Genomic DNA, 24,399 nt, shown 5'->3' with positions numbered 1-24,399 from the left:
GGCCCTCGCCGCACCGGAAGCCCGGCGTCAGCCTTGCCGGTTCTTTTTCCATTCGTCATACGCAGCGCGGGTCGCCTCGTTCGGCGGATAGGTCCCGGGCAACGCGGCGCCTGCGCGAATGCGCCCGGTCAGAAACTCCTCGAGTTGTTCCTGTTCGGCAGCGGCTTGCGCAACTTCGGCGGCCATCTCGCGCGGCACGACGACCACGCCGTCCGCATCGCCGACGATCACATCTCCCGGAAACACGGCGACGCCGCCGCAGCCGATCGGCACATTGATGTCGATCGCGTGATGACGGATCAGATTCGGCGGCGCGCTCGCGCCGGCACAGAACACCGGCAGGCCGAGCGCCGCGATCGTCGTGCTGTCGCGCACGGGCCCGTCCGACACCATGCCGGCGACGCCGCGCACCTGCAGGCGCTGCGTGAGGATCGAGCCGAACGAGGCGCTGTTGCGTTCGCCGCGGCAGTCCTGCACCAGGACATGGCCGGCCGGAATCGTTTCGACGCATTTGCGCTGTGCGTACTCGGGATTCGCAAACAGTTCCAAGACGTCGATATCTTCGCGCGACGGAATATTGCGCAGCGTGAACGCGGGCCCCACGAGGTTCGGGCCGGTGTGCCCGGCAAGCGGCGCGACTCCCTGCATGAAGGTGTTGCGCAGGCCGCGCTTGAATAACTGGGTGGTCAGCGTCGCCGTGCTGACATGGCGGAGGGCTTCGAGCGTAACGGGGTCGAGTTCGTGCATCGTAAGATCGGCTGTGGTGGGGTTGGAAAGCGGCTTATTTCATTGGCGGCTGGAGCGTGGGTTCGAGGCCGTCGCTATTGTCGCGCAGCGGCTCGAGTGAGACTGGGTGCGCGCGCCGAGCAGCAGCGGGACCAGCATCAGCCCGCCGGGAATACGGTCGATCGCATTCTTGATCTTCATGCCGGATGCTCCTCCGCGGACGGTCTGCTCAAGCGCTTCGTTGTCGTTGTCGCGATCGGCCGGAGTCCGTGAAGCTCACGGATGGAGGGCGCCGGGCATCCCCATCGATGCGCGCCACGGTCATCGCCAGGTTCGAAATTTAGCACTGGCGGGTGCGGGCGCCCGCAAATTCGTGACGCTTTGAAGTCATCGTTTACACCTAAACGGGACAAGCAAAAATGGCATGACGCCAGGCAGATTTTGCGCTGTGGCCTTGCGTGAAGAACGTTGTGCAACTCATGCAGCAGTCACTGGCGCAACGAAAAAGGGCCGGTCTGCGAGAGCGTGCAGCGCGACGTCGCGGCAGTGGCGAGGTTTGGCGAGCGGCCCGTGACGCGCAACGCCCCCGGTGCGGAACAACCAGGGCCTCAAGGCGCCTCAAGGCACGCCACATGCTACAAGGGGAGGGGCAATGTTTTTCTCACCGAAAGATTGCAACTCGTCGCGCAAAACCATGTCGGACCTTGCGAGCATCAGTTGGCAAATCTGCTGGCAAACGTGCGGCGTCGAGTGTCCGGGTCAAACGGCCCGCGGCAGTCAGCGCGATACAATGGCCGCCTTATCGGGCCCAACCTGCTTTTTAGCAACAACGCAATATGAACGGAGTGTTGAGACTCGATCGGGCAACGATCGTACTCGTCGAGGATGACCCGCCTAGCCGGGAATCGCTGACGCTGTTGCTTGAATCGGAGGGCGCGCATGTCGTCGCGGCGGCGGATGCGGAAGCGGGCGTCGAAGCGGCGCTGCGGCTGTTACCCGATGCAGTGGTGTGCGACCTCGACTTACCCTGTATGGACGGCTTTTACCTGATCCAGCGGCTTCGCGATCACGAGATTCGCGGCGATCATGCGCCGGCGGTGGCCGTGGCGCTTACCGGCCATACCGACGACGCCTACCGCTTGCGTAGCATCGGCGAGGGCTTCCAGCATTTCATGACCAAACCGGCCCGGCCGGACGATCTGGTGGCCTTGCTCCACGACGCAATCGACGCCCGCGCGGCCGGCTGAGCTTGCTAAATCGGTCCCGCTAATTGAGCCAGCTAAGTGGGGGCGCTTATTGAGCACCTTTAGCAGCCAGCTTGGTGGGCCCACTGAGCGACCACCTTGGTGAGCCCGCCAGCAAGGCGTGCTGACCAGACCTGACGGGTCAGGCGCCGCCGCTTGCGGCTGCCGCTCCGGCCGCTTCCGCTTCGGCGGCCTGGCATGCGGAGCACAAGCCTTTCAGTTCGATTTCCTCGCTGGCGAGGCGGTAGCCCGCGTCTTCGATCTGCGCCACCAGCACCTGGCGCAGCTTCGGCTGATGCAACTCGGTTACGTTGCCGCACTGCTGACACACCACCAGAATGCCGTGCTGACATTGCGTCAGGTCGTGACAGACGGTGAAGGCGTTGATCGACTCGATGCGGTGCACGAGTCCCGCGGACAGCAGGAAATCGAGCGCCCGATAGACCGTGGGCGGTGCGGAGCCCGGGTGGATCTGGCGCATTTCGTCCAGCAGCGAATACGCCTTGGTGGCGCGCCCCGAAGTCAGCAGCAGTTCCAGCACCTTGCGCCGGATCGGCGTGAGTTTCTCGCCGCGTTCGCGGCAATATTCCTCTGCCAGCACCAGCGCGGCTTCAGGCGTTGCGGCGTGAGCGTGCCCATCGTCAGGTTCGTGGCCGTGAGCACGCTCGTCCGCATGGGCATGCGGATGGTCGTGCGCACCGGCTCGCGCCTTATCGCGCGCGGTGGTTTCTCTGGCTGGGGCGGTTTTAGCGGCGACCGCGGAGGGCTTTGCATTCTTCATAAGCCGATTATAAGGTCCATCGCGATTCGGCGTGACAGGCTTGGCGTCCACTCTATGGGATGCGCCGCGACTTCTGCTCAGGCGCCTCGCCAGGCATCCAGCGCAGCCCTGATTTCCGTGACGACGTGGCTCCAGTCGCCGCGCACGGTCTGCCGGAACAGGCGCACCCCCGGATACCACGGGCTGTCGCTGCGCTGCAGTTGCCAGCGCCAGTCGGGCGTGAACGGCAGGGCAATCCAGACCGGTTTGCCGAGCGCACCCGCCAGATGTGCGACGGCAGTATCCACGCTGATAACGAGGTCGAGTTGCGCGATGAGTCCTGCGGTGTCCGCGAAGGTGTCGAGGCGCTCGGCCACGTCGAGCAGCGCGCCGTGTTGCACGAGCGGGTCGAAGCTCACGCGATCGGCGTCGCGCACGGCTTTTTGCAGCGAGACAAAGATTGCCTGCGAGGTCGCCTTCGCGTCGAACAGCGCGGCGAGCTGCGACAGCGGGATCGAGCGGTTGCGGTCGTTCACATGCCCCGGGTTGCCGGACCACACAATACCGATGCGGGGCCGGCGGGCGCGGCCATTCTCGTCGCTGCTGCTTGCGCCACTCCCGTTGCCGTGCGTGCTTTCGAACAGTGTGTCCCATTGCGCGATGCTGGCGGCGTCGGCGTCCAGATACGGAGCCGCTCCAGCGAGGTCGGCGGCGCGGACCTTGAGCGCGAACGCGAGGCTCATCGTCGGACAGTGGTAGTCGAACGGCGGCACCGGCGCGCTTTCGCCGATCACCTCGGCCACGCCCGGATACCCGCGCAGCAGCGGCAGCAACGCGTCCTGCACCCGCAGCACCACGCGCGCACCGGCGGTGCTCAGCCGGCCGATGAAGCGCACGAATTGCAGCGTGTCGCCCAACCCCTGCTCGTGGTGGACGAACACTGTCTTGCCGGCAATGGCCTGCGTACCGGTCCAAAGCGTTGCCGGATCGAAACCGTGGCTGGCCGTGCCGTCGCGCCAGCGCCATTCGTACTCGCGCCAGCCATGCTCGAATTCGCCGAGCAACAGGTTGGTTTGCGCACGATTGGTGCGTGCACCGGCATCGTTCGGATCGATCGAGAGGGCCTTCTTGAACTGCAACAGGGCGTCGTCGAAACGGTGCAGATCGCGCAGCGCCACGCCGACATTGACATAGGCCTGGCCAAAGTTCGGCTTGATGGCGATCGCCTTGCGGTACGCCGCGAGCTCTTCCTCGTAGCGGCCCATCGCGCCGAGCAGGCTGCCCTTGTTGTAATGCACTTCGGCGAGTTGCGGATGGCGTGCGATGAGGCGCTCGAAGTACTGCAGGGCGCGTTCGTTTTCGCCGAGCTTCGCGAGCGAGAGCGCCGCCTCGTGTAACGACTGCACGTGATCCGGCACGCGCGCGAGGCAGCGCTCGAACAGTTCGACTGCTTCAGCGTGGCGGTCTGCCAACTGGCAGACGTGCGCGGCGAAGTAGATCTGCTCGGGCGAGGCGGTCATGTTTTGCAACGCGCGTGTCACATAGTCGGCGGCGCGCTGAGGGTCGCCCTGTTTGGCGGCGATATAGCCGAGCCCTTCGAGCGCTTCGCCGTGGTCCGGTTGCAGCAGCAGGATGCCGTGCAGCAGGTCGGCCGCTTCGGCCAGATGCCCGGCGCTGAATTTCTGCTGTGCCGTGGCGAGCGTGGTTGCGATGTTCTGATTCATGTCCGATGCTGCGGGGTCTTGCGCCTTCATACGCCGCTCAGGTTCACCGCAAAGCCGCGCTGCACGCCGGGCCGTGCGAACAGCGTCTCGTACCAGCGTTGCACGTTCGGATAGCTGGCGAGGTCGACCTTATGGCGTTCGTGCCGCCAGGCCCAGCCGAGAATCGCGAAATCGGCCACGGAGAGTTCGCCTGCGACGAATTCCACCTCCGCGAGCCGCCGGTCGAGCACGCCATAGAGCCGATGGGTTTCGTCCGAGAAGCGCTTCAGGCCGTAGCGGCGATCGGCTTCCGCTTCGAGCGCGGCGAAGTGGTGCACCTGGCCGGGCATCGGACCGAAGCCGCCCATCTGCCACATCAGCCATTCGAGCACCGGAACGCGTTCGCGCAAGCTGGCCGGCAGAAATTTGCCGGTTTTCTCGCCCAGATAGAGCAGGATTGCGCCCGATTCGAACACGCTGATCGGCGCACCGCCTGCACCGCCTGCACCGCCTGCACCGTCTGCACCGCCGGGTGCGCCGGGTTTGCCGCCCGCAACCGGGCCATCCGGATCGACGATGGCCGGAATCTTGTTGTTCGGGCTGATGCGCAGGAATTCGGGCTGGAACTGCTCGCCCTTGCCGATGTTGACCGGAACCACCGTGTACGGCAGTTCCATTTCTTCGAGGGCGACGCTGACCTTGCGGCCATTGGGCGTACCCCAGGCGTAGAGCGTAATGGTCATTTCAGGTCAGCGGAAAGTCGACGTATTTCTTGAAGCCGCTGCGGGTGGCGAGGCGCGAGTACCAGCGCTCCAGGTTGGGCAGCGACGGCCGCTCGACACCTTCCAGTCCGAGCCAGCGCTTCGCATAGACGCCGATCACGAGATCGGCCAGCGTGCAATTTTCGCCTTCGAGGAAGAAGCGGCCTTGCAGATGCGTGTCGACCAGTTTCCACAGCAGCGTGACGGCGGCGAAGTCGCTGGCGAGCTTCGCCATGTCGCGCTCGGCGGCCGGCGTGCGCACGAGGGCCCAGAACACAGGGCGCTCGGCCGGTTGCAGCGTGGACAGCGTCCAGTCCAGCCAACGGTCGATGCTGGCGCGCTGCCTCGGTTCGTGCGGATAGAGGGGGCTTGCCGGCGCATATTGCATCACCAGATAGCGCAGGATCGAGTTCGATTCCCATAGCACGAAATCGCCGTCGACCAGGGTCGGAACGCGGCCGGTGGGATTCATCGCCAGATATTCCGGCTCGTTATTGCGGCCGAACTGCATGCCCGCATCGATGCGCTCGTACGGCAGCACGAGTTCGTCGCAACACCACAACACTTTCTGGACGTTGACTGAATTGGCGCGTCCCCAGATCGTAATCATCCGGTAAATCCTCTGTTCATGGTTGGCAAGCCGCACGTGGGCGCGGCGTTCAACCGGTAACGATACACGAAGCGGCTTGTGGCCTGTAAGTCATCTTGCATCGGCCGTTTGGCCGATGCCGGACAGGCGCGGCCGTTGCGTACAATGGACGCACCCGAACATGACGAGGCATCGCATGGCCCGCATTGTCCCCGACGAATGGAAGAATCTCGCCGCCACCGGCGCCGCGGCGCGCGAACGAGAAACCCTCGCGCTGCTGGAAAGCGCCTTGCCCGACGCTTACACCGTGTATCACGGGGTGCACTGGACGCGGCTCAACCAGAGCTTTTCGGTGTTCGGCGAAGCCGACTTCGTGATTGTCGGTCCGTCCGGGCGTGTGATGATCGTCGAGCAGAAAACCGGCTTTCTGCGCGAGACGCCCAAGGGGCTCGTCAAGGTCTACCTGCAGACCGAACGCAATGTGGCGATCGCGTTGGCGCGGACCATTGAAGGCATGCACCGGCGTTTTACCGCGGCCTTCGGCGCGGGCACCTATTTCATCGAGGAACTGCTGTACTGTCCGGATCACGTCGTGAAGGACACGGCGATTGCCGGCGTCAACCCGGCGCGGATCGTCGACGCAAGCCGCAAGCAGCAGCTTGCCGCCGTCATCCGCGAAGCGCTGCCGGCCGACGAGCCGCAGCTTGCCTGCGCCTCGAAGATTCACCATTTTCTCGCCGACGAACTGGCGCTGACTCCCGACGCCAGCGCGCTGGTCGGTCAGGCGGGCACCCTCGTCACGCGTCTGGCCGGCGGTCTCGCCACATGGGCGCGGCGGCTCGAGTTCACGCCGTTCCGTCTGCGGGTGGCCGGTACGGCCGGCTCCGGCAAGACGCAACTGGCCGTGCAGGTGATGAAGGATGCGGTGGCGCGCGGCCAGCGGCCGCTGTACGTGTGCTTCAACCGGCCGCTTGCCGACCATATTGCGCGGGTGGCGCCGGCCGAAGCGAAAGTGGCGAACTATCACCAGTTGTGCGACTGGATTGCCCGCGACGGCGGGCGCACACCCGACTTCCAGGCCGCCGATATCTTCGAGCAGCTCGAACAGATCTTCGCCGGCACGCCGATCGACGCGCGCTGGCAGTTCGATGTCTTGATCGTCGACGAGGGGCAGGACTTCCAGCAGCCGTGGGTTGCCGCGCTCGAACGGCTGCTGCGTCCCGGCGCGGCGTGGTGGTGGCTGGAAGACCCGCTGCAGAATCTCTATATGCGCGCGCCGGTCGATCTGCCGGGCTGGACCACCCTCAAGGAGACCACCAACTACCGCAGCCCGCGCGACATTCTCGACTACGTGCGCGACGTGGTGGGCGCCGAGGTGCCGCTGGCGGCGGCGCTCGCATCGGGCAGCCCGTTCGACGGCTCCGACCTGTCGCTGTCCGCTTACGACGCCACGCAAGCGGCCGAAGGCTGCATCGACGCCACCAAGCGCGCGATTACCCAAGCGCTTTCGCTCGGGTTCCGCAAGCAGGACATTGCGGTGCTGTCGTTTCGCGGCCGCGAAGGCTCGGTGCTGAGCGCGCTCGATCAGCTCGGGCCGCACCGCTTGCGCAGCTTCACCGGCAAGTACGACCTGTTCGGCAACCCGGAGTATCGCGAGGGCGATGTGCTGCTGGAGTCGATCTACCGCTTCAAGGGCCAATCGGCGCCTTGCGTGATCCTGACCGAAGTCGATTTCGACACCTTCGACGAGCGCAGCGCCCGCAAGCTGTTCGTCGGCGCCACGCGCGCGACCATGAAGCTGATCGTAGTGGCTTCGCAGCGCGCGGCGCGCCATCTGCGGCTCGCGGACGGCAAGCCGTGAGCCGTGTCAGGGCGCGCCGCGCGGTTTTTTTGCAGCGCCGGCGTTTGGCGATATGATGCGGGCGGTTTGGCCATCACGCGCAGAGAGCGATGCGATGGCCGATAGAAGGACGTGTCGGGACCGGCCTGGCGACACCTTCTATATCTGCGCTTACGCGCAGGTTATCGGAAGGAGACGGGACAGTTGCACGAAGGCGGGTCGCGACAAAACAATAAAACAGATGAAAAAGGCCGTTGACATGCACTACTACAAGAAAGGCGCGCGCTGGATCGTGTGTCTCGCCATGGCGCTGGGGGCGGGGCTCGCCCAGGCCGCTCCGCTCTCGCTCGACGTGACGGGCGCGATTACCACGATCAACGACCCGGCGCACAAGGTCTATCACATGACGGAAGCGCAGCTTCTGGCACTGCCGGTTCATTCGATCACCACGTCGACGGCATGGACGCCGCGCTCGACCTTTTCAGGCCCGTTGCTCGCGGATATCCTGAAGCTGGCCGGGGCGCACGGCAGCCAGATCGAGGTGCGCACGCTCGATGACTATACGGAGACCATTCCCGTGTCGGATTGCGATCGCTACGGGGTCATCGTCGCGTATAGCATGAACGGCAAGCGTTTAAAGGTCAGCGATTTCGGACCGCTGTTTATTATCTATCCGCGCGACGCCTTCCCCACGGAACTCTCAGGCGCCGACGCGGACTCGAAATTTGTATGGCAAATCAAGGGCTTGATCGTCAAGTAATGCCGCACCGGCTGCGGCGCTGGCTGCTCGCGGCAGTCTGGGTCACGGCGCTCGCCGCGCCGGTTGGAGCGATTGGCTACCTGATGTACGCCAATCTGCTCAACCCGCGCTCCACGCAGTTGCTGACAGGCACGTACGACGGTTTTTACTGGGACGCCGCGCAGTTGCAGATCGCCTACGCGCGTCTGGAGAACCAGTTGCTGTTGTACCGCGCCGGCACCGATGCCGATTATCCGCGGCTGCAGCTACGCTATGAAGTGCTGCAGTCGAAGCTGCACGTGATGGCCGGCTCGACGCGCATGCTGGAGAGCCAGCTTGCGTTGCTGCAGCGCCAGCAGGGCGAAATCCGTTCGCTCGAGGAAATGCTCGACAAGCTTGCGCCCGAGGTCGAGACGTTACCGCAGGACCCGCGCCTCGCGGACCATATCGTTGCCGAGTTGCGCGCGCACTGGCAGGAGGTCAACGATCTCGCCTTGACGCGCCGCTTTGCCGACGTCGCCGACCGCGAAGCGCTCAGCCGCGACTTTATCGACAAGCGGCGCATGCTGTTTGCCGCCGGGCTCATGCTGGTGCTGCTGTCGGCCGCGGCCACGCTGCTGCTGGTGGTGAACGGGCGGCGCCGCAGCCGTCTGATCCGGCAGCAGCGCGCCGCGCTCGAAGCGGAGCATCAGGCGACCCGCGCCGCGCGCGAGGCCAGTCTTGCGAAAGACGCCTTTCTCGGCATGATCAGCCACGAACTGCGCACGCCGCTGCATGCGATCGTGTCGTCGATCGAACTGCTCGGCTTCAACTTCCAGTCCGAAGCGGACCGCAAGGTGATCCAGCGGCTCGAAAGCGCCGCGCGGCACCTCGAAGCGCAGATGCGCGACCTCACCGACTACGCGCGGCTTGGCGCCGGCAAGCTCGAATTGCGTTACGAGCAATTCGAGCCGCGCGAGCTGCTGGCGTCGATCGTCGACGAGCACACGCCGGCCGCGCTCGCCCGTGGGCTCGCGCTCGAAAGCGAGGCGAGCGGCTTGACCGGCCGGGTCGACTCCGATCCGCACCGGATCCGCCAGATTGTCAGCAACCTCGTGACCAATGCGATTCGCTACACCGAGAAGGGTTCGGTGCGGGTGCGGCTGGTGCAACGGCTGGCGGTGCTGACCATCGTGGTGAGCGACACCGGGCCGGGCGTGCCGCCCAAGCAACTGCCGCTGATGTTCAAGGAGTTCACCCAGCTCGACGGTTCGCGCACGCGGCGTTTCGAGGGCGCGGGCATGGGCCTCGCGATTGTCCAGGGGCTGCTGAAGCTGTTCGGCGGCAGCGTCGCGGTGGAGAGCAAGGTGGGCGAGGGCACGACGTTTACCGTGACGATTCCGGTGGGGCCGGTCGAGCCGGCTGTGCCGCCCGATGTCATGGCGGCGCGCGCGCAGCACGGCGAGCGCGCGCAGGTGCTGATCGTCGACGACAACAGTCTGATTCGCGAATCGCTGTGGGAAATGATTACGCACATGGGCTACGAGCCGACCGCCATGGCGAATGCCAAAGACGCCCTCGCGTGGCTCGATCTGCGGCGCTGCGACGTGCTGTTGCTCGACCTGCATATGCCGGATCAGGACGGCTATGCGTTCTTCGCCGAATTCAGCGCGCGCAGCGGACCGTCGTCGGGCGCACCGGTGATCGCGGTCAGCGCGTATGCGCCGGAAGCGCCGCTGGCCGACACGGCGCCGTTCTTCGGGTATCTGGTGAAGCCGGTGCATTACGAAGAACTGCGCGGCGCGCTGCAGCGGGCGCTGGCCGCGCGCAGCACGGTTTGATGGCCGGCTTGACGCCTGGCTTCGTGCGCGGCTCGATGGCCGGGTTGAGCGCTGGCTTCGTGCGCGGCGCGTTGGCCGAACCGGCCGCCGAATTACCGGCCTAAGCGCCGCACGGAAGCACCTAAGCCCGGTTCAGACGCTTCGAAAGATCGGCCACCAGAATGGCCATGCGCGCCGGCTTTTCGTAACACGCCACGTTGTAGTCGCGGATGATCTCGCTGATCTCGGACTCGCTGGCCTTGCCGGTCAGCAGTTCGCCGGTCAGCACGAAGACCGGTGCGTCAGGATTTTCCGAAGCCCGCAAGGCGCGAATCGCCGCTGCGGAAGTCTGCGTGCCGAACAGCCAGTCGATCACGACGCCGTCGAATACCTGGGTCTGCAACTGCTCGACGAACGCCGCCAGACCGTACATCGCCACCGCGGCGAAGCCGCTGCGCTCGAGATAGTCGCGCAGGTTGTCGGCCGAGGCCTGGTCGTCGTCGACCACGGCGATCAACGGCTTGTCGGCTTCCGCGCGGCGCGGATAGATTTCAATCTTGTGAACTTCGAAGGCGCTTTGATAGAGCGCGCCATCGTGACGCGTGACGCGCCATTGCCCCTGCTTCGAATAGGCGACGAATTCGGGGCGGCTGCCGGGTTCGAGCGCGGCGCCCACCCAGGCGGTGCAGGCGAGTTCGATGCCGCCGATGGAGAACACCGCTTCCTGGGCGATGGCGCCGACCATGCCGGGGTCGAGCGATTGCGCGCCGAACAGTTGCGCGGCCGGCTCGCTGAACACCTCGGCGACCTTCTTGATCTGCGACAGCGTCCATGGGCTGTTGCCACGGAGCTTGCGGTGCCCTTGAGAGAAACTCAGGTCGAGAATGCGGCACAACTCTGTGGTCTGTTGCCGCTTACCAATGCCGTGACGGCTCATCAACTCGCGCACGCGTTCCGCGACTGCGATGGAGTCAGGTGAGGTTGCTTCGTTGGCCATGCTTGCGTGGAGGTCCGTCTTTATAAATGTATCGGGTGAAGGACGCGATAAGGCTGGATGGCGATGCGTTGCATCGCCTTCTTTGCGAGCCGACCGGCCACGCATGGGAGAGCAAATGTACAGCAAAAAAACGCGGCGTTGCTGCTTTTGTGGAGCCGCGCGAGGATCTGCCGCGGGTCTGCCCGAGCAGGCGCCCCGAGCCGGTTGGGCAGCGGGGCTAAGCCATATCCGCGTGGCGTATTTTACCGAGGAAAGTGGGAGCGACTTGTAATGAAGTGTGATTCATTGTGGTCTTTCATGGGAGCATAGCGCGACTGATTTTGCGAACACCTTTCCAGTGAACCCGATGCCCTTCATTAAAGACAAGATCCTGCGCCATACCGGTGTGCCGTATTACTCGCAATGGGGCAGTCCCGACTGGGTGCGGCCTATCGTCGAGGACGCCGCCGATCCTTGCGACGACCCCGCATGGCAACGCAGCGGCTTTACCGAGCCGGACCATTACCGCTTCTGGGCGCCGCGCCTGTGCGGCCTGACCTGCCTGGAATCGGCGCTCGACTTCTGGGGCATCGCGCATGCGCCGCGCGCCGCATTGCTCGACGAAGCGCTGCGCCACGAGGTGTACCGGATGCGTGAAGACGGCGGCGTCGACGGGCTGATTTACCGGCCGTTCGCCAGTTGGGCCGGGCGCGCCTTCGGCTTGCGGGTGGAGGTGCTGCCCGAGGTCACGCTCGAGGAAATCGCGGCGCGGCTCGATCGCGACACGTTGGCGATCGTTTCGGTGAGTGCGGAAATTCGCTATCCGGATACGCCGAACGCGCAGCGCGGCGGCCATCTGATCCTGCTGCACGGGCGCGATGCCGAGGGCGTGTGGTTTCACAATCCTTCGGGCATCGCGCCGTATCAAAGCGATGTTTATCTGCCGTTTGCGACCGTGGCGCGTTTTTACGCGGGACGCGGCTTGACGCTGACCCGCGCGGCTCGCTGAGCGGCGCGGGGTTGCGCCGGGACAACTGCGCCGGCGGGCGGCGATGCGAGCCCGGTTTCTGCTGAGGGGACAGGTGCGCGGTGCGCCGCCGGCCCCGCGAATCAATGCTGAGCGGTGGTTTGCCGAAGCGGCTGGGCGAGGGCGTCCGGCTGGTTCTCGTCGTGGCCGGCGGGCAGCATCGCCTGATACAGGCTGTGACGCTCGGAGGAGCGCCATATCAGGCCCGCCAGACGGCCGATCGTCGCGCGCAGCGAAGCCGCCTGCGGGCGGACGGTGGCAGGAACGGCGCGGGACGAAGTGGATTGACTGGACATCGCAGCACCTGTGTGAATGTTTGAGATAAGGGTAAATACTTAGGTATTAGCCATTATCACCTTTTCAAAATTCACGGTGTGCGGTGCAGCAAAAATTCCTTTTGTCCGGCCGGCGCGTGGCTCCGGTCGATCCGCCCCCGGCGCGCGGCCGCCTCGTCTCCAGCCTCACTTCGGCGCGATATCGCGGCGCACCCGCATGATGTGCTGCTCGACGTAGAAGGCCGCTGCGTCGGCATCGCCGCCGACGATCGCCTCATAGATCAAGCGGTGTTCCGAGACGTACAGCCGGATCCGCCCGGCATCGTAAATGCCGTCGTCCTTGAGCCGCTTCCAGAGCGGCTGGTCCATGGTCTTCGCCACTTCGTCGGCGATTTTCACCAGTAGCGCGTCGCCCGTCATCATCGCAAGCTGCCGGTGAAACAGCCGGTCGCTGTTGTTCCAGAGCACGCGCTGCTCCGGGTCGCTCAGGTCGACGATCGAATCCATCTGCGCAAGATAGTGCTCGGCCAGTTCGTCGCGCTGCCCATGCGCCGCCGCGCGCCGGGCGATGGCAGGCTCGAGGATCAGGCGCACATCGAGTGTGGAAGTCGGGCTGAAGTCCGGATCGGCGAGCGAGGCGGATGCGAGCGGTGCGGCGGCCAGGCGCTGCAGCGCATCCGCGCAGACGTAGGTGCCCGAGTTGCGCCGCGTGATCACGAGCCCTTCATTCTGCAGCGCGCCGATCGCCTCGCGCACCGCCGGGCGTCCTACGCTGAAGTGTGCGGCCAGTTCGCGCTCCGAGGGCAGGCGCGCTTCCGCGGCGAACTGGCCGCTGCGGATCTCGGCGCGAATCCGCTCGGCGACCTGCTCGTAAATCTGCTTCGGGCGAAACGTGTTTTCCATGGCGGGAACAGGTGCTCCTGATTCGAACCAGATTGCTTCATGAATATTGAAACTGGTTGATGTAAAACCAAATGTGGCCTACATTTTGATCCAGTATAAAACAGATGGAGACGACAGGATGGTTCATATCGAAGCATTTTCGGCCGTTGTGCCGCACGCGCGAGAGGCTCGGCAAGCGCTATGAAATTGAATCGCGTCATCAGCACGGTTGAAGTGCATACCGGCGGCGAACCGTTCCGGATCGTCACCAGCGGACTGCCCAGGTTTCCCGGCAAGACGATCGTCGAGCGGCGCAGTTGGCTGAAGGAACATCAGGACCATCTGCGCCGCGCGCTGATGTTCGAGCCGCGCGGCCATGCGGATATGTATGGCGGCTATCTCACCGAACCGGTGAGCGAGGGCGCCGACTTCGGCATCATCTTCGTCCACAACGAAGGCTATAGCGATCATTGCGGCCACGGCGTGATCGCGCTGGCCACCGCGGCGGTGGCGCTCGGCTGGGTCGAGCGGACCGAGCCGGAGACCCGCGTGGGCATCGACGCGCCATGCGGCTTTATCGAAGCCTTCGTCAAATGGGATGGCGATCATGCGGGCAGCGTGCGCTTCGTCAACGTGCCCTCGTTCATCTGGCAGCGCGACGTCACCGTGCAGACGCCGAGTTTCGGCGCAGTGACCGGCGATATCGCCTTCGGTGGCGCGTTCTATTTCTACACTTCCGGCAAGCCGTTCGATCTGAACGTGCGCGAGGCCGAAGTCGGCCGCCTGATCCAGTTCGGGGCGGAAGTGAAGCGCGCGGCCAACGAAGCATTCAAGGTCGTGCATCCGCACATCCCCGAAATCAACCATATCTACGGCACCATTATCGACAACGCGCCACGTCATGCCGGGTCCACCCAGGCCAATTGCTGCGTCTTCGCCGACCGCGAGGTGGACCGCTCGCCGACCGGCTCGGGTACGGCGGGACGGGTCGCGCAACTGTATCTGCGCGGCGAGCTGGCGCGCGACGAGACGCTCGTCAACGAATCGGTGATCGGCACGATTTTTCGCGGCCGCGTGCTGTCCGAAACGAAACTCGAGCGCTTCGACGCGGTGATTCCTGAAATCGAGGGCGACGCGCATATTTGCGGCTTCGCGAACTGGATCGTCGACGAACGCGATCCGCTAACGTATGGTTTTCTCGTGCGCTAAACGGCGCACGTCGACGGAGTAACCTGCCCATGACCCAGCCGGCCACGCCGATTTTCGATGCCGCCGCCACCGCGCGGCTCACGCCCTACGCCGAACTGGTGGAGGCGCTCAAAGGCGCGTTAGTCGATTACGCACAGCAACGCATCGCGAGTCCCGAGCGGCTCGTCGTGCCGCTCAACGAGGGCGGCGTGATGCTCTCGATGCCGGCCACGGCGCCCGACCTCGCCATCCACAAGCTGGTCAACGTGTGTCCGGCCAACGGTCCGCGCGGCTTGCCCACGATCCACGGCCAGGTGATGGCGTTCGACCCGGATAGCGGCGCGACGCTCTTCATCCTCGATGGCCCGACGGTGACGGGGCGGCGTACCGCGGCCATCTCGATGCTCGGCGTGCAAACCTTCCACGGCGCGGCGTCGGGCCGCCCGGCGCCGCGCGAGTTTTTGCTGATCGGCACCGGCACCCAGGCCGCGAACCATCTGGAGGCGATCGGCGAACTGTTTCCCGAGGCGCTGGTGCACGTGCAGGGCAGTACGCCGGCCAAGGCCCAGGCGTTTTGCGATACGCACCGTGGTAAGGCCCGGCATCTGCAGCCGCTCGCGGAAGCGGACGTGCCCGGCTCGGTGGATGTGGTGATCGCCCTCACCACCAGCAGGCAGGCGGTCTACGCTGAAGCGCCGCGTGCCGAGCGCCTGGTGATCGGGGTCGGCGCGTTCACGCCGGCGATGCTGGAGATCGGGGCGAGCACCGTGCACGGCAGCGCATTGTTCGTCGACGATCTGGCGGGCGCCCGGCACGAAGCGGGCGATTTCATTCAGGCGGGTGTCGATTGGGCAAACGTGACCGGGATTGCGGCAGTCGTTGACGGTACCGTGGCGCCGCCGGCGGCCAGCACGCCCGTGCTATTCAAGAGCGTCGGCTGTGCGGCATGGGACCTCGGCGCCTGCCGGGTGGCGCGCCGTGCTTTGCAGGGCGCCTGACGCTGCAATTTTTTCGAGGCTGTCAGCCGCTCGCCGCGTGCAAACAATCCAAAAACGTTGCACCATAGGCGTTTCTCAGAAAATGCCGGTCCCCCGGCATTTTTGCCCTTGATCGACGCCTTTCACGACGGTGACACCGCGCTATGATTACCCAACACGCTTCTGCCACCCCCGAGCTGCCGCTCGACATGATCATCTTCGGCGGCACGGGTGACCTGTCGTTTCGCAAGCTGCTCCCCGCGCTATACATGGCGCATCTGCACTGCAATCTGCCGCCGGAAACCCGCATCATCACGATCGGTCGCAAGCCGTGGTCGCGTGAGGAATACATCAGCGAATTCATGGAATTGAAGGCCAAACCCTTCATCGAAAAGAAGGCCTTCGATGCGACCGCGTGGGACAAATTCATGGCGCTGTTCGAATACGTGCGCATGGACGTCGACTCGATCGAGGATTATCAGCACCTGAAGGAGGTCTCGCGTCCCGGCGTGCGGCGCGTGTTCTATCTCGCGACTTCGCCGGATCTGTTCACGCATATCTGCGACAACCTCTCTTCGGCGGGGCTGGTCGACGAGCACTCGCGCGTGGTGCTGGAAAAACCGCTGGGCCACGACCTCGCGTCGGCGAAGGAGATCAACAACGACGTCGGCCGGCACTTCAGCGAAGCGCAGATCTACCGGATCGACCACTACCTCGGCAAGGAAACGGTGCAGAACCTGATGGTGCTGCGCTTCGGCAACGCGATTTTCGGCCCGCTGTGGCAGGCGCCGTATATCAAGAGCGTGCAGATCACGGTAGCGGAATGCGTCGGCGTGGGTAGCCGTGCGGGCTTCTACGACAAGACCGGCGCGTTGCGCGACATGGTGCAGAACCACTTGCTGCAACTGCTGTGCATCGTCGCCATGGAGCCGCCGGTGTCGCTCGATCCGGACGCGGTGCGCGACGAAAAGCTCAAGGTGCTGCGCTCGCTGCGTCCGATGACACCCGAAGATATCTCCCGTGACACCGTGCGCGGCCAGTACACCGCAGGCGCAGTGGACGGCGAGGCGGTCAAGGGCTACCTCGAGGAAGATAATGTGCCGCCCAGCAGCCGCGCGGAGACTTTCGTCGCCTTGCGCGCGCAGATCAACAACTGGCGCTGGGCCAACGTGCCGTTTTACCTGCGCACCGGCAAGCGGATGCAGAAGAAGGTGTCGGAGATCGTTATCGAGTTCTCCGAAATGCCGTTCTCGATCATTCCGAGCGGCCCGCATCACTACGGCAACCGTTTGGTGATTCAGCTCCAGCCGGAAGAATCGATCCAGTTGCAGATGCTGGCGAAGGAGCCGGGCAGCGGCATGCACATGCTGCCGGTGAACCTGAATCTCGACCTGCAGCAGGCCTTCACCGAGCGGCGCGCGGAAGCGTACGAGCGTCTGTTGATCGACGTGATTCGCGGTCGTCTCACGCACTTCATGCGCCGCGACGAACTGGAAGCGGCCTGGGCCTGGGCGGAGCCGATCCTCGACGGCTGGCAGAAGTCGGGCGAGCGGCCGCGCAGCTACACGGCCGGTACGTTCGGCCCGGCGGCTGCTACGGCCCTGATGGCGCGGGAAAATACCGTTTGGGCGGAAGAGTCGCAGTAAGTCGGTTTGTCCCGGGCGGTGACGCTTGCTGTTCCACGAGGCAAGCATCGCCGCCCGGCGCGCGACGAGCAGCGCACGGCTCGCATCAGTAACGCGTGCTCGCCTTCGCGGCGATTGCCGCGGCGGCCGTGCGGGTTTCGACGTGCAGTTTGCCAAACACGTGTTCCAGGTGTTTGTTGACGGTGCGCGGCGCCATGCCGAGGATCTCGCCGATATCGCGGTTGGTCTTGCCGCGCGACAGCCACAGCAGTACCTCCGCTTCGCGCGCCGTCAGGTTGAACTGGGCGGCGAGCGCCGTGGTGTGCACGGCGTCGTCGAACTCCTCGAGCAGGATCAGCCAGTCGCCGCGCGTGGCCCGGCCCAGTACCCGCGCCACGCGGCGCACCCCGCCGGCGGCCGTTTCGAATGCGGCTTGCAGGTCGCAACCGGCGTCGACCCAGCGCACCAGCCACTGAGCCAGTATGGCCGGCAGGCGCGGCCCGGTCTCGGTCAATGGGGCCGGCAGGCAGTCCCGCAACGTTGGTGACGTAACCTCAGACTTCGTAGCGGGCCGCAAAACGGGTTGTAAAAGGGATTGCGCAGACTCCCTATCCACACCGCCATCCGTTGTACTGACTACTTCATCCGTCTCTCCTTCAGGAGCCGCGTAGTGCATGAGACGCTGGCGCGCGAGGTCGCTTTGCCAGCGGATTTCGCCGCTCACCGCAGCGATCAGGGCGGCGCGCATGCCGATCTCGAGCACCATGTCGGCCTGGCGCTGCAGGCGCGAGCGCTGCACGTGCGCGGCGATGCGCGCGCTGACTTCGCTCGGCTTCACCGGCTTCGTCACATAGTCGATCCCGCCCACGCGGAAGCCTTGCACCACATGTTCGCTGTCCGTGAGCGCCGTCATGAAAATGACCGGCAGGTGGCGGTTGCGCGGGTCGGCCTTGATGTGCAGGCAGGTTTCGAAGCCGTCCATGCCGGGCATCAACGCGTCGAGCAGGACGGCGTCGGGCGTGATGCGGGCGAGGCGCTGCAACGCGGCCTGGCCGTCGAGCGCCACCAGTACGGCGTAGCCGGCCGCGTGCAGTGTGTCCGACAGTAGCGCGAGGTTGTCCGGCGTGTCGTCGACGATCAGCACGACCGGTTTGCCCGCAGGCAGCTCGGGTTGAGTGTCGGGCGGCAGGAGCAGGGATTCGTCATGCATCGGGATGGACCTGCTGGGTAGGCGCAAGCAATTGCGCGAGTTCAGTCAAGCGGAAGCGCCGCGCGAGGGTGCGCAGCGGTTCCAGCAGCGTAGCGAGCTCGGGCGCGCCGCTCTCGGCGGCGTCCAGTTGTTCGATGAAGCCTTGCATGTAGCCCATTTCCAGTTGTGCGCGGAGTTTTTCCCGCAGGGTGGAGGGCAGGCGCGCCGGTACGTCGGACAGTGCCAAAGGCGCGGCAGCCGGGGCCGACTCGGCCGGCTCGGCGATCCACTGAAGTTGCAGCAGCGCGGCCATTTTGTCGAGCAGCAGCGGCAGATGCAGCGGCTTGGCCAGATAGTCGTCGCAGCCGGCCGCGGCGCCTTTTTCGCGGTCGTCGGCGAAGGCGTTGGCCGACAGGATCAGGATCGGTGCGCTCGACAACTGATTGTCGCGAATCAGCCGGCTCGCTTCGAAGCCGTCCATGGCGGGCATCGAGACGTCCATCACGATCAGATCGGCGCGCGCGGTGCCGAGCCATTGCAGCGCTTCCGGACCGCTGCCCGCCTCGACGACAGTGAAGCCGAGCGGCGCGAGCGTATGCGTGACGATGCGCCGCTGCTCGTCGAGATCGTCGACTACCAGCACGGTGCGGCGCACCCCGCTGTAACCCTTCAGATGCCGTGGGCTCGTTGCCAGCAGTTGGGGCGCGCGCACTTCGGGGGCGAACAGCTTGACGAGAAAGCGGGTGCCCTTGCCGACTTCGCTTTGCACCTGCAGATTGCCGCCCATCAGTTCGGTGAGCAGGCGGCAGATGGTGAGGCCGAGGCCGGCCCCATGGTCGTGCTCGCGCGCCGCGGCGCCGCGTTCGAACGGCAGGAACAGGCGCTCCAGTTCTGCTGCCGGCATGCCGGGGCCGGTGTCGGCGATTTCGAACGTGATGGTCTCCCACGCGTAGCCGGCGCGTACCTTCACGAGGCCGTGGGAGGTAAAGCGGATGGCGTTGCCGATCAGATTGATGAGAATCTGCCGGACCCGTTTTTCGTCGACACGCACCACGTCCGGAATCCTGCCGCTGGTCTGGAAATCGAATTGCAAGCCCTTGTCGGTGGCCTGCGGCTCGAGCATCGCCGAGAGCTGCGCGACGAAATCCGGCAGCGCAATCTCGGTCACGTTCAACTGCAGTTTGCCGGCTTCGATACGGGCCACGTCGAGCAACCCATCCACCAGCGCCAGCAGATGCTCGCCGCTGCGATAGATGGTGGCGGCCGCGTTGCTGCGTGTCAGCGGCAGTTCGTCGCTGTCCTGCATCAGCAATTGCGCGTAGCCGAGGATGCTGTTGAGCGGCGTGCGCAGTTCATGGCTCAGGCCCGTCACATAGCGGCTCTTCGCGCGATTGGCCGATTCGGCGGCGGCGCTCGCTTTTTGGAGTGCAGCGTCGGTTTTGCGGTGCGCTTCGATTTCCTGCATCAGCAACTCGGCTTGCCGTTGCGACTCTTCCTGCGTGACCTTGCGGTTTTCATTGGCGAGCACGAGCCACCAGGCCGCAATGCAGCCGATCAGCGCGAGCGCGAAGAACGCTTTCAGATAACCGTGCAGCAGGACGTCGCGGGCCATCGAGTCGAGCTGGGCAAGACTCTCCACGCTCTGATACCACTGCGCGGCCAACACGCCGCCCAGCAATGCCAGCACCACCAGCAGCAGACCGGCGTACTGCGCGAGCCGCAGGCCGGCTGGTCCGAGCTTGAGACGCGGGAACACTGCATGCACGGTTCCGCCCACCTGGGCTGGCAAGCGGGCGTGCGGCTTGCACGAGTCGTTGCAGCGCGAATCGAGCGAGCAGCACAGCGAACAGATCGAGCCGGCATAGGCCGGGCAGTGCGCCATGTCTTCGCGCTCGAAAGTGTTTTCGCAGATTACGCAGCGCAGCACCGCGCCGTGCTCGAGGTCGCGATGATCGCGTGCGAGGTAATAGCGTCCGCGCGTGGCGATCGCAAGCAGCGGCGCGCAGACGAAGGCCACCAGCAGCGCGATGAACGACGAGAGCGCTTCGGCATTGGCGCCGAACAGGCCCGCATGCGACAGCGCGGCGACTACCGAGGCGATCAGCATGGCCCCGACGCCGACCGGATTGACGTCGTACAGGTGGGCGCGCTTGAATTCGACATGGCGCGGGCTGTAGCCGAGCGGCTTGTTGATCACGAGGTCGCCCACCAGCGCGCCGATCCAGGCGATCGCAACGTTCGCATAGAGGGCGAGCACTTTGCTGATGGCCTCGAACACGCCCATCTCGACGAGCAGCAGCGCAATCAGCACATTGAAGACGAGCCATACCACCCGCCCCGGATGGCTGTGCGTGAGCCGGGCAAAGAAGTTCGACCACGCGAGCGAGCCGGCGTAAGCGTTGGTCACGTTGATCTTCAATTGCGACACGATCACGAGCAGCGTCATCGCGGCGAGGGCCGCTTCGGGCGAGCGGAACACGTAGTGATACGCGACCAGATACATCTGGGTCGGCTCGACGGCCTTGAGCGGATCGACTTCATGCTGGATCGCAAGGAAGGCGAGGAATGCGCCCCCCAGCATTTTCAGCGCACCCGGCACGATCCAGCCGGGGCCGGCCGCGATCAGCGCCACCCACCAGCGCACCCGATTCTGGCGCGTGCGCGGCGGCAGGAAGCGCAGATAGTCGACCTGTTCGCCGATCTGCACGATCAGCGAGAACACCACCGTGCTGCCGGCGCCGAAGGCGAGCAGGTTGAAGTCGTGGCCATCGCCGGAAAGCCCGCCAAAGGTGACCCATTCGGCGAGCGCGTGCGGCTCGCGCCACAGCACCACGGCGTAGGGAACGACCAGCAGCACGATCCATAAAGGCTGGGTCCAGCCCTGCAAGCGGTTGATGAAGGTGATGCCGAAGGTCACCACCGGGATGATGACGAGCGCGCTGATGACGTATGCCATCGACAACGGAATCTTCAGATACAGCTCGAGCGCGAGCGACATGATGGCCGCTTCGAGCGCGAAGAACACGAAGGTGAAGATGGCATAGACCAGCGAAGTCAGCGTGGAACCCATGTAGCCGAAGCCGGCGCCGCGCGTGAGCAGGTCCATGTCGACGCCGAAGCGCGCCGCGTAATAGCTGATCGGCAATCCGGTCAGGAAGATCAGCACCGCCACCGCGAGGATCGCGTACACCGCGTTGGTGAAACCGTAATTCACCACCAGCGCGCCGCCGATCGCCTCCAGGGCGAGGAACGACACGGCGCCCATCGCGGTATTGGCGACGCGGAATTCGGACCAGCGTCGGAAGGCGCGCGGCGTGAAGCGCAGCGCGTAGTCCTCCAGCGTCTCGTCGCCGACCCACGCGTTGTAATCGCGGCGGATCTTGACGATGCGCTGCGTGCCGCCGGCCTGCGGGCGCGATGCCCCAGCTTGGGCGGCCGGACGCGGCGTCTGTGGTTCCGTTTGGTGCATCGGGGCCTTTCGTCGACCGGTTGGGGGCTAGCCGTGCGGTCATGCAAATTGCATTCCACTCGCGGCCTGAGTGGGCTGGGCGCTGCTGGGCGGTCGCAGCCGGCAGGCCGGTGGGCAAGGCGGCGCAGCAACCATCCGGGGCATGCCGGCGACGCGATTATAAGAAGCGCAAATTGGCTGCGCCCTACGTCAAGTGACGTATTGGGATCGGCAAATTGGCTACCTACCTTTCGTTGCGTCGACTCCCGCGAACCGGTTACGAGGTTTTCCAGCGTGGGTCGCCCGACCACGACCAAGGAGAATTCGATGTCGCACGACGATCAGAACGAGCGGGGCATGCCCTCGGCACTGCGCCGCAAACTGTTGATGGGCCTGGCTGCCGCGCCCGCGCTGGCGGTGTCCGGCATCGCCCGGGCCCAGCAGTACCCGACCGCCCAGGTTAACACCACTCACCTCGCCGTGACCGACACCGAGGTGACGGTGGGGCAGTTGCACTCGGCGACCGGCACGATGGCGATCTCCGAAACCGGCTCGATTCAGGCCGAACGCCTCGCGATCGAGCAGATCAACGCAGCGGGCGGCATTCTCGGCCGCCAGATCAAGATCATTCAGGAAGATGGCGCGTCCGATTGGCCGACCTTTGCCGAGAAGTCGAAGAAGCTGCTCGAGAACGACCACGTCGCGGCCGTGTTCGGTTGCTGGACGTCGGCCTCGCGCAAGGCGGTGCTGCCGATTTTCGAGCGCGATAACGGTTTGCTGTACTACCCGACCTTCTACGAAGGGCTGGAGCAATCGAAGAACGTTTTCTATACCGGCCAGGAAGCGACCCAGCAGATCCTGTGGGGGCTGAACTGGGCGAACCAGACCAAGAACGCCAAGAGCTTCTTCCTGATCGGCTCCGACTACATCTGGCCACGCACCTCCAACAAGATTGCGCGCAAGCATATCGAACAGCATCTGAGCGGCTGCAAGGTGGTCGGCGAGGAGTACTACCCGCTCGGCACGACCAATTTCAACTCGCTCATCAACAAGATCAAGATCGCCAGGCCCGATTGCATCTACGCAATCATCGTCGGCGGCTCGAACGTCGCCTTCTACAAACAGTTGAAGGCCGCCGGCATCACGGCGGACAAGCAGTTTCTGCTGACCATCTCGGTCACCGAGGACGAAGTGCTCGGCATCGGCGGCGAAAACGTCGCGGGCTTCTACTCGGCCATGAAGTATTTCGAATCGCTCGACAACGACAACAACAAGAAATTCGTCGCGGCGTTCAAGGCCAAATACGGGCCGAAGTCGGTGATCGGCGACGTCACCCAGGCGGCGTATCTCGGCCCGTGGTTGTGGAAAGCGGCGGTGGAGAAGGCCGGCAGCTTCGACGTGGACAAGGTGGTCGCCGCCTCGCCCGGCATCGAGTTGAAGACGGCGCCCGAGGGCTACGTGAAGATCCACGCGAATCATCACTTGTGGAGCCGCACGCGGATTGGTCAGGCGCAGGCCGACGGCCAGTTCAAGGTGGTGGCCGAGTCGCCGAATCTGATCGAGCCGAATCCGTTTCCGAAGGGCTATCAGTAAGCCGCGAGGCGCGGGCGCCCGGTCCGCGCTGCGCTCGCCAGCAACCCGCGCGAGCGCGCCCTGGCGGCGCGCGCCGCTCAATTCGAGGAGAGAAGCATGTCGGCTTCGGACATTCTGAACATCACGCTGATGCAGGGCTTTGCAGGCCTGAGCCTGTTCAGCGTGCTGCTGCTTATGGGGCTCGGCCTCGCGGTGATCTTCGGCCAGATGGGCGTCATCAACATGGCGCACGGCGAGTTCATGACGATCGGCGCTTACACGATCTACATGTTCTCGCAACTGGCCGACAACTATTGGCACGGCTTCACGCCGGTCTACTTCCCGCTGGCCATCTGCGCCGCCTTTGCGCTCGCGTTTGCCGCAGGCTGGGTGGCGGAATGGGCGCTGATCCGCCATCTGTACCGGCGTCCGCTCGACACCTTGCTCGCCACGTGGGGATTGAGCCTCGGCATGCAGCAGACGTTCCGCTCGGTATTCGGCCCGAAGGAAGTCAGCCCGACATTGCCGGACTGGCTGATGGGCTCGTGGTCGCCGAAGCCGGGGCTCGACATTCCGATCAACGGCCTGTTCGTGATGAGTCTCGCCGTGCTGATGACGGGGGGCGTGCTGCTGGCGCTATACCGCTCGCGCTGGGGCCTGCGGGTGCGCGCCACGGTCGCCAACCGGCAGATGGCCAACGCGGCCGGCATCGACACGCGCAAGACCGACCGCCTGACCTTTGCGATCGGCTGCGGCATGGCCGGCGTCGCAGGCGCGGCGTTTACCGCGATCGGCTCCACGGGGCCAACCAGCGGCTCGCTGTATATCGTCGATTCGTTCCTGGTGGTGACCTTCGGTGGCGCGGCAAGCCTGCTCGGCACAGTCGCCTCGGCGTTCGGGATCGCGCAGATGCAGTCGATCAGCGAGTTCTTCATGACTGGTTCGTCGGCGCGCGTGGTGACGCTGCTCACGATCGTCATCGTGCTGATGCTGCGGCCGCAAGGGCTCTTCGCTTCGAAGGTGCGCCGTGCGTGACGCTCCGCTCAAGGCCCGCTTGAGCGGAGCGCGGCACGCGTTGG

General features: G+C 64.9%; 20 protein-coding genes and 1 pseudogene. 10 read left to right on the top strand and 11 right to left on the bottom strand.

Annotated features, from left to right (window positions below):
- Nucleotides 1-27 precede the first annotated feature (27 nt).
- On the bottom strand, nt 28-747 hold the full coding sequence (locus AC1ECK_RS24390) for a ribonuclease activity regulator RraA (RefSeq protein ID WP_480323617.1): 720 nt from the start codon (nt 745-747) through the stop codon (nt 28-30).
- A 39-nt stretch (nt 748-786) separates the two neighbouring features.
- Nucleotides 787-927 (bottom strand): 2-keto-3-deoxygluconate permease, encoded by a 141-nt coding sequence (locus AC1ECK_RS24385; RefSeq protein ID WP_480323615.1) that lies wholly within the window; start codon nt 925-927, stop codon nt 787-789.
- Between the two features lie 589 nt (nt 928-1,516).
- Here AC1ECK_RS24385 and AC1ECK_RS24380 point away from each other — a divergent pair.
- Nucleotides 1,517-1,973, top strand: a pseudogene (locus AC1ECK_RS24380) (response regulator).
- Nucleotides 1,974-2,112: 139 nt separating this feature from the next.
- On the opposite strand, the gene AC1ECK_RS24375 reads toward AC1ECK_RS24380, so the two are convergent.
- The 4 genes from AC1ECK_RS24375 to AC1ECK_RS24360 all read right to left on the bottom strand — a co-directional run bounded on the left by AC1ECK_RS24375 (nt 2,113) and on the right by AC1ECK_RS24360 (nt 5,804).
- Nucleotides 2,113-2,751 (bottom strand): Fur family transcriptional regulator, encoded by a 639-nt coding sequence (locus AC1ECK_RS24375; protein WP_480323613.1) that lies wholly within the window; start codon nt 2,749-2,751, stop codon nt 2,113-2,115.
- Nucleotides 2,752-2,828: 77 nt separating this feature from the next.
- Nucleotides 2,829-4,454, bottom strand: a complete 1,626-nt coding sequence (locus tag AC1ECK_RS24370) for a tetratricopeptide repeat protein (protein ID WP_480323611.1) — start codon at nt 4,452-4,454, stop codon at nt 2,829-2,831.
- Nucleotides 4,455-4,480: 26 nt separating this feature from the next.
- Nucleotides 4,481-5,176, bottom strand: a complete 696-nt coding sequence (locus AC1ECK_RS24365; protein ID WP_480323609.1) for a glutathione S-transferase family protein — start codon at nt 5,174-5,176, stop codon at nt 4,481-4,483.
- Between the two features lies 1 nt (nt 5,177).
- Nucleotides 5,178-5,804, bottom strand: coding sequence for a glutathione S-transferase family protein (locus tag AC1ECK_RS24360; protein ID WP_480323607.1), 627 nt, complete (start codon nt 5,802-5,804; stop codon nt 5,178-5,180).
- A 175-nt stretch (nt 5,805-5,979) separates the two neighbouring features.
- Here AC1ECK_RS24360 and AC1ECK_RS24355 point away from each other — a divergent pair, with 175 nt between their 5' ends.
- From AC1ECK_RS24355 to AC1ECK_RS24345, 3 genes are all read left to right on the top strand, one after another.
- The gene (locus AC1ECK_RS24355) at nt 5,980-7,644 is read left to right on the top strand and encodes an ATP-binding domain-containing protein (protein ID WP_480323605.1); all 1,665 of its coding nucleotides are present in this window, start codon (nt 5,980-5,982) and stop codon (nt 7,642-7,644) included.
- A gap of 238 nt (nt 7,645-7,882) precedes the next feature.
- Nucleotides 7,883-8,383 carry a putative pterin-binding protein gene (locus AC1ECK_RS24350; protein ID WP_480323781.1) on the top strand — a complete coding sequence of 167 codons (501 nt, stop codon included), beginning with the start codon at nt 7,883-7,885 and terminating at the stop codon, nt 8,381-8,383.
- The gene (locus AC1ECK_RS24345) at nt 8,353-10,182 is read left to right on the top strand and encodes an ATP-binding response regulator (RefSeq protein WP_480323603.1); all 1,830 of its coding nucleotides are present in this window, start codon (nt 8,353-8,355) and stop codon (nt 10,180-10,182) included. Before AC1ECK_RS24350 ends, AC1ECK_RS24345 begins: the two co-directional genes overlap by 31 nt.
- Nucleotides 10,183-10,303: 121 nt before the next feature.
- On the opposite strand, the gene AC1ECK_RS24340 is transcribed toward AC1ECK_RS24345, so the two are convergent.
- Nucleotides 10,304-11,158, bottom strand: coding sequence for a helix-turn-helix domain-containing protein (locus tag AC1ECK_RS24340; RefSeq protein ID WP_480323601.1), 855 nt, complete (start codon nt 11,156-11,158; stop codon nt 10,304-10,306).
- A 346-nt stretch (nt 11,159-11,504) separates the two neighbouring features.
- Here AC1ECK_RS24340 and AC1ECK_RS24335 point away from each other — a divergent pair, with 346 nt between their 5' ends.
- Nucleotides 11,505-12,146: a C39 family peptidase gene (locus tag AC1ECK_RS24335; RefSeq protein ID WP_480323599.1), complete on the top strand. Its 642-nt coding sequence runs from the start codon at nt 11,505-11,507 to the stop codon at nt 12,144-12,146.
- Between the two features lie 101 nt (nt 12,147-12,247).
- Here AC1ECK_RS24335 and AC1ECK_RS24330 read toward each other — a convergent pair whose 3' ends face one another.
- Together AC1ECK_RS24330 and AC1ECK_RS24325 are read right to left on the bottom strand one after the other, a co-directional pair.
- Nucleotides 12,248-12,460, bottom strand: coding sequence for a hypothetical protein (locus AC1ECK_RS24330; RefSeq protein WP_480323597.1), 213 nt, complete (start codon nt 12,458-12,460; stop codon nt 12,248-12,250).
- A gap of 165 nt (nt 12,461-12,625) precedes the next feature.
- Complete coding sequence (locus AC1ECK_RS24325; protein WP_480323595.1) at nt 12,626-13,342, bottom strand: FadR/GntR family transcriptional regulator; 717 nt, start codon at nt 13,340-13,342, stop codon at nt 12,626-12,628.
- A gap of 180 nt (nt 13,343-13,522) precedes the next feature.
- Here AC1ECK_RS24325 and lhpH point away from each other — a divergent pair, with 180 nt between their 5' ends.
- The 3 genes from lhpH (at nt 13,523) to zwf (ending at nt 17,132) form a co-directional block, all read left to right on the top strand.
- Nucleotides 13,523-14,530, top strand: coding sequence for a trans-3-hydroxy-L-proline dehydratase (gene lhpH, locus AC1ECK_RS24320; protein WP_480323593.1), 1,008 nt, complete (start codon nt 13,523-13,525; stop codon nt 14,528-14,530).
- A gap of 29 nt (nt 14,531-14,559) precedes the next feature.
- Nucleotides 14,560-15,507, top strand: coding sequence for a bifunctional Delta(1)-pyrroline-2-carboxylate/Delta(1)-piperideine-2-carboxylate reductase (lhpI, locus tag AC1ECK_RS24315; protein ID WP_480323591.1), 948 nt, complete (start codon nt 14,560-14,562; stop codon nt 15,505-15,507).
- Between the two features lie 143 nt (nt 15,508-15,650).
- Complete coding sequence (gene zwf, locus AC1ECK_RS24310; RefSeq protein ID WP_480323589.1) at nt 15,651-17,132, top strand: glucose-6-phosphate dehydrogenase; 1,482 nt, start codon at nt 15,651-15,653, stop codon at nt 17,130-17,132.
- An 85-nt stretch (nt 17,133-17,217) separates the two neighbouring features.
- Here zwf and AC1ECK_RS24305 read toward each other — a convergent pair whose 3' ends face one another.
- Nucleotides 17,218-18,321, bottom strand: coding sequence for a response regulator (locus AC1ECK_RS24305; RefSeq protein WP_480323587.1), 1,104 nt, complete (start codon nt 18,319-18,321; stop codon nt 17,218-17,220).
- Nucleotides 18,314-21,769 carry a hybrid sensor histidine kinase/response regulator gene (locus tag AC1ECK_RS24300; protein ID WP_480323585.1) on the bottom strand — a complete coding sequence of 1,152 codons (3,456 nt, stop codon included), beginning with the start codon at nt 21,767-21,769 and terminating at the stop codon, nt 18,314-18,316. Before AC1ECK_RS24300 ends, AC1ECK_RS24305 begins: the two co-directional genes overlap by 8 nt.
- A 306-nt stretch (nt 21,770-22,075) precedes the next feature.
- Here AC1ECK_RS24300 and urtA point away from each other — a divergent pair, with 306 nt between their 5' ends.
- Together urtA and urtB are read left to right on the top strand one after the other, a co-directional pair.
- Nucleotides 22,076-23,341, top strand: a complete 1,266-nt coding sequence (gene urtA, locus AC1ECK_RS24295; RefSeq protein ID WP_480323583.1) for an urea ABC transporter substrate-binding protein — start codon at nt 22,076-22,078, stop codon at nt 23,339-23,341.
- Between the two features lie 96 nt (nt 23,342-23,437).
- Entirely contained in the window at nt 23,438-24,355 is a 918-nt protein-coding gene (gene urtB, locus AC1ECK_RS24290) for an urea ABC transporter permease subunit UrtB (protein ID WP_480323581.1), read from the top strand.
- Nucleotides 24,356-24,399 lie beyond the last annotated feature (44 nt).

It is taken from the genome of Paraburkholderia sp. SSBN10T (assembly GCF_056619545.1).
Note: the sequence above shows the minus strand (reverse complement) of the source record. Positions and strands in the feature narration are given on the sequence as shown.

What these genes read in the sequence shown, in the direction of transcription:
- AC1ECK_RS24340 (WP_480323601.1), bottom strand. Translation starts at nt 11,158, where the DNA reads ATGGCCAACGAAGCAACCTCACCTGACTCCATCGCAGTCGCGGAACGC.
- urtB (WP_480323581.1), top strand. Translation starts at nt 23,438, where the DNA reads ATGTCGGCTTCGGACATTCTGAACATCACGCTGATGCAGGGCTTTGCA.
- AC1ECK_RS24375 (WP_480323613.1), bottom strand. Translation starts at nt 2,751, where the DNA reads ATGAAGAATGCAAAGCCCTCCGCGGTCGCCGCTAAAACCGCCCCAGCC.
- AC1ECK_RS24345 (WP_480323603.1), top strand. Translation starts at nt 8,353, where the DNA reads ATGGCAAATCAAGGGCTTGATCGTCAAGTAATGCCGCACCGGCTGCGG.
- AC1ECK_RS24385 (WP_480323615.1), bottom strand. Translation starts at nt 927, where the DNA reads ATGAAGATCAAGAATGCGATCGACCGTATTCCCGGCGGGCTGATGCTG.
- AC1ECK_RS24350 (WP_480323781.1), top strand. Translation starts at nt 7,883, where the DNA reads ATGCACTACTACAAGAAAGGCGCGCGCTGGATCGTGTGTCTCGCCATG.
- AC1ECK_RS24325 (WP_480323595.1), bottom strand. Translation starts at nt 13,342, where the DNA reads ATGGAAAACACGTTTCGCCCGAAGCAGATTTACGAGCAGGTCGCCGAG.
- lhpI (WP_480323591.1), top strand. Translation starts at nt 14,560, where the DNA reads ATGACCCAGCCGGCCACGCCGATTTTCGATGCCGCCGCCACCGCGCGG.
- AC1ECK_RS24370 (WP_480323611.1), bottom strand. Translation starts at nt 4,454, where the DNA reads ATGAATCAGAACATCGCAACCACGCTCGCCACGGCACAGCAGAAATTC.
- AC1ECK_RS24360 (WP_480323607.1), bottom strand. Translation starts at nt 5,804, where the DNA reads ATGATTACGATCTGGGGACGCGCCAATTCAGTCAACGTCCAGAAAGTG.
- AC1ECK_RS24300 (WP_480323585.1), bottom strand. Translation starts at nt 21,769, where the DNA reads ATGCACCAAACGGAACCACAGACGCCGCGTCCGGCCGCCCAAGCTGGG.
- AC1ECK_RS24335 (WP_480323599.1), top strand. Translation starts at nt 11,505, where the DNA reads ATGCCCTTCATTAAAGACAAGATCCTGCGCCATACCGGTGTGCCGTAT.
- urtA (WP_480323583.1), top strand. Translation starts at nt 22,076, where the DNA reads ATGTCGCACGACGATCAGAACGAGCGGGGCATGCCCTCGGCACTGCGC.
- AC1ECK_RS24355 (WP_480323605.1), top strand. Translation starts at nt 5,980, where the DNA reads ATGGCCCGCATTGTCCCCGACGAATGGAAGAATCTCGCCGCCACCGGC.
- lhpH (WP_480323593.1), top strand. Translation starts at nt 13,523, where the DNA reads ATGAAATTGAATCGCGTCATCAGCACGGTTGAAGTGCATACCGGCGGC.
- zwf (WP_480323589.1), top strand. Translation starts at nt 15,651, where the DNA reads ATGATTACCCAACACGCTTCTGCCACCCCCGAGCTGCCGCTCGACATG.
- AC1ECK_RS24305 (WP_480323587.1), bottom strand. Translation starts at nt 18,321, where the DNA reads ATGCATGACGAATCCCTGCTCCTGCCGCCCGACACTCAACCCGAGCTG.
- AC1ECK_RS24390 (WP_480323617.1), bottom strand. Translation starts at nt 747, where the DNA reads ATGCACGAACTCGACCCCGTTACGCTCGAAGCCCTCCGCCATGTCAGC.
- AC1ECK_RS24365 (WP_480323609.1), bottom strand. Translation starts at nt 5,176, where the DNA reads ATGACCATTACGCTCTACGCCTGGGGTACGCCCAATGGCCGCAAGGTC.
- AC1ECK_RS24330 (WP_480323597.1), bottom strand. Translation starts at nt 12,460, where the DNA reads ATGTCCAGTCAATCCACTTCGTCCCGCGCCGTTCCTGCCACCGTCCGC.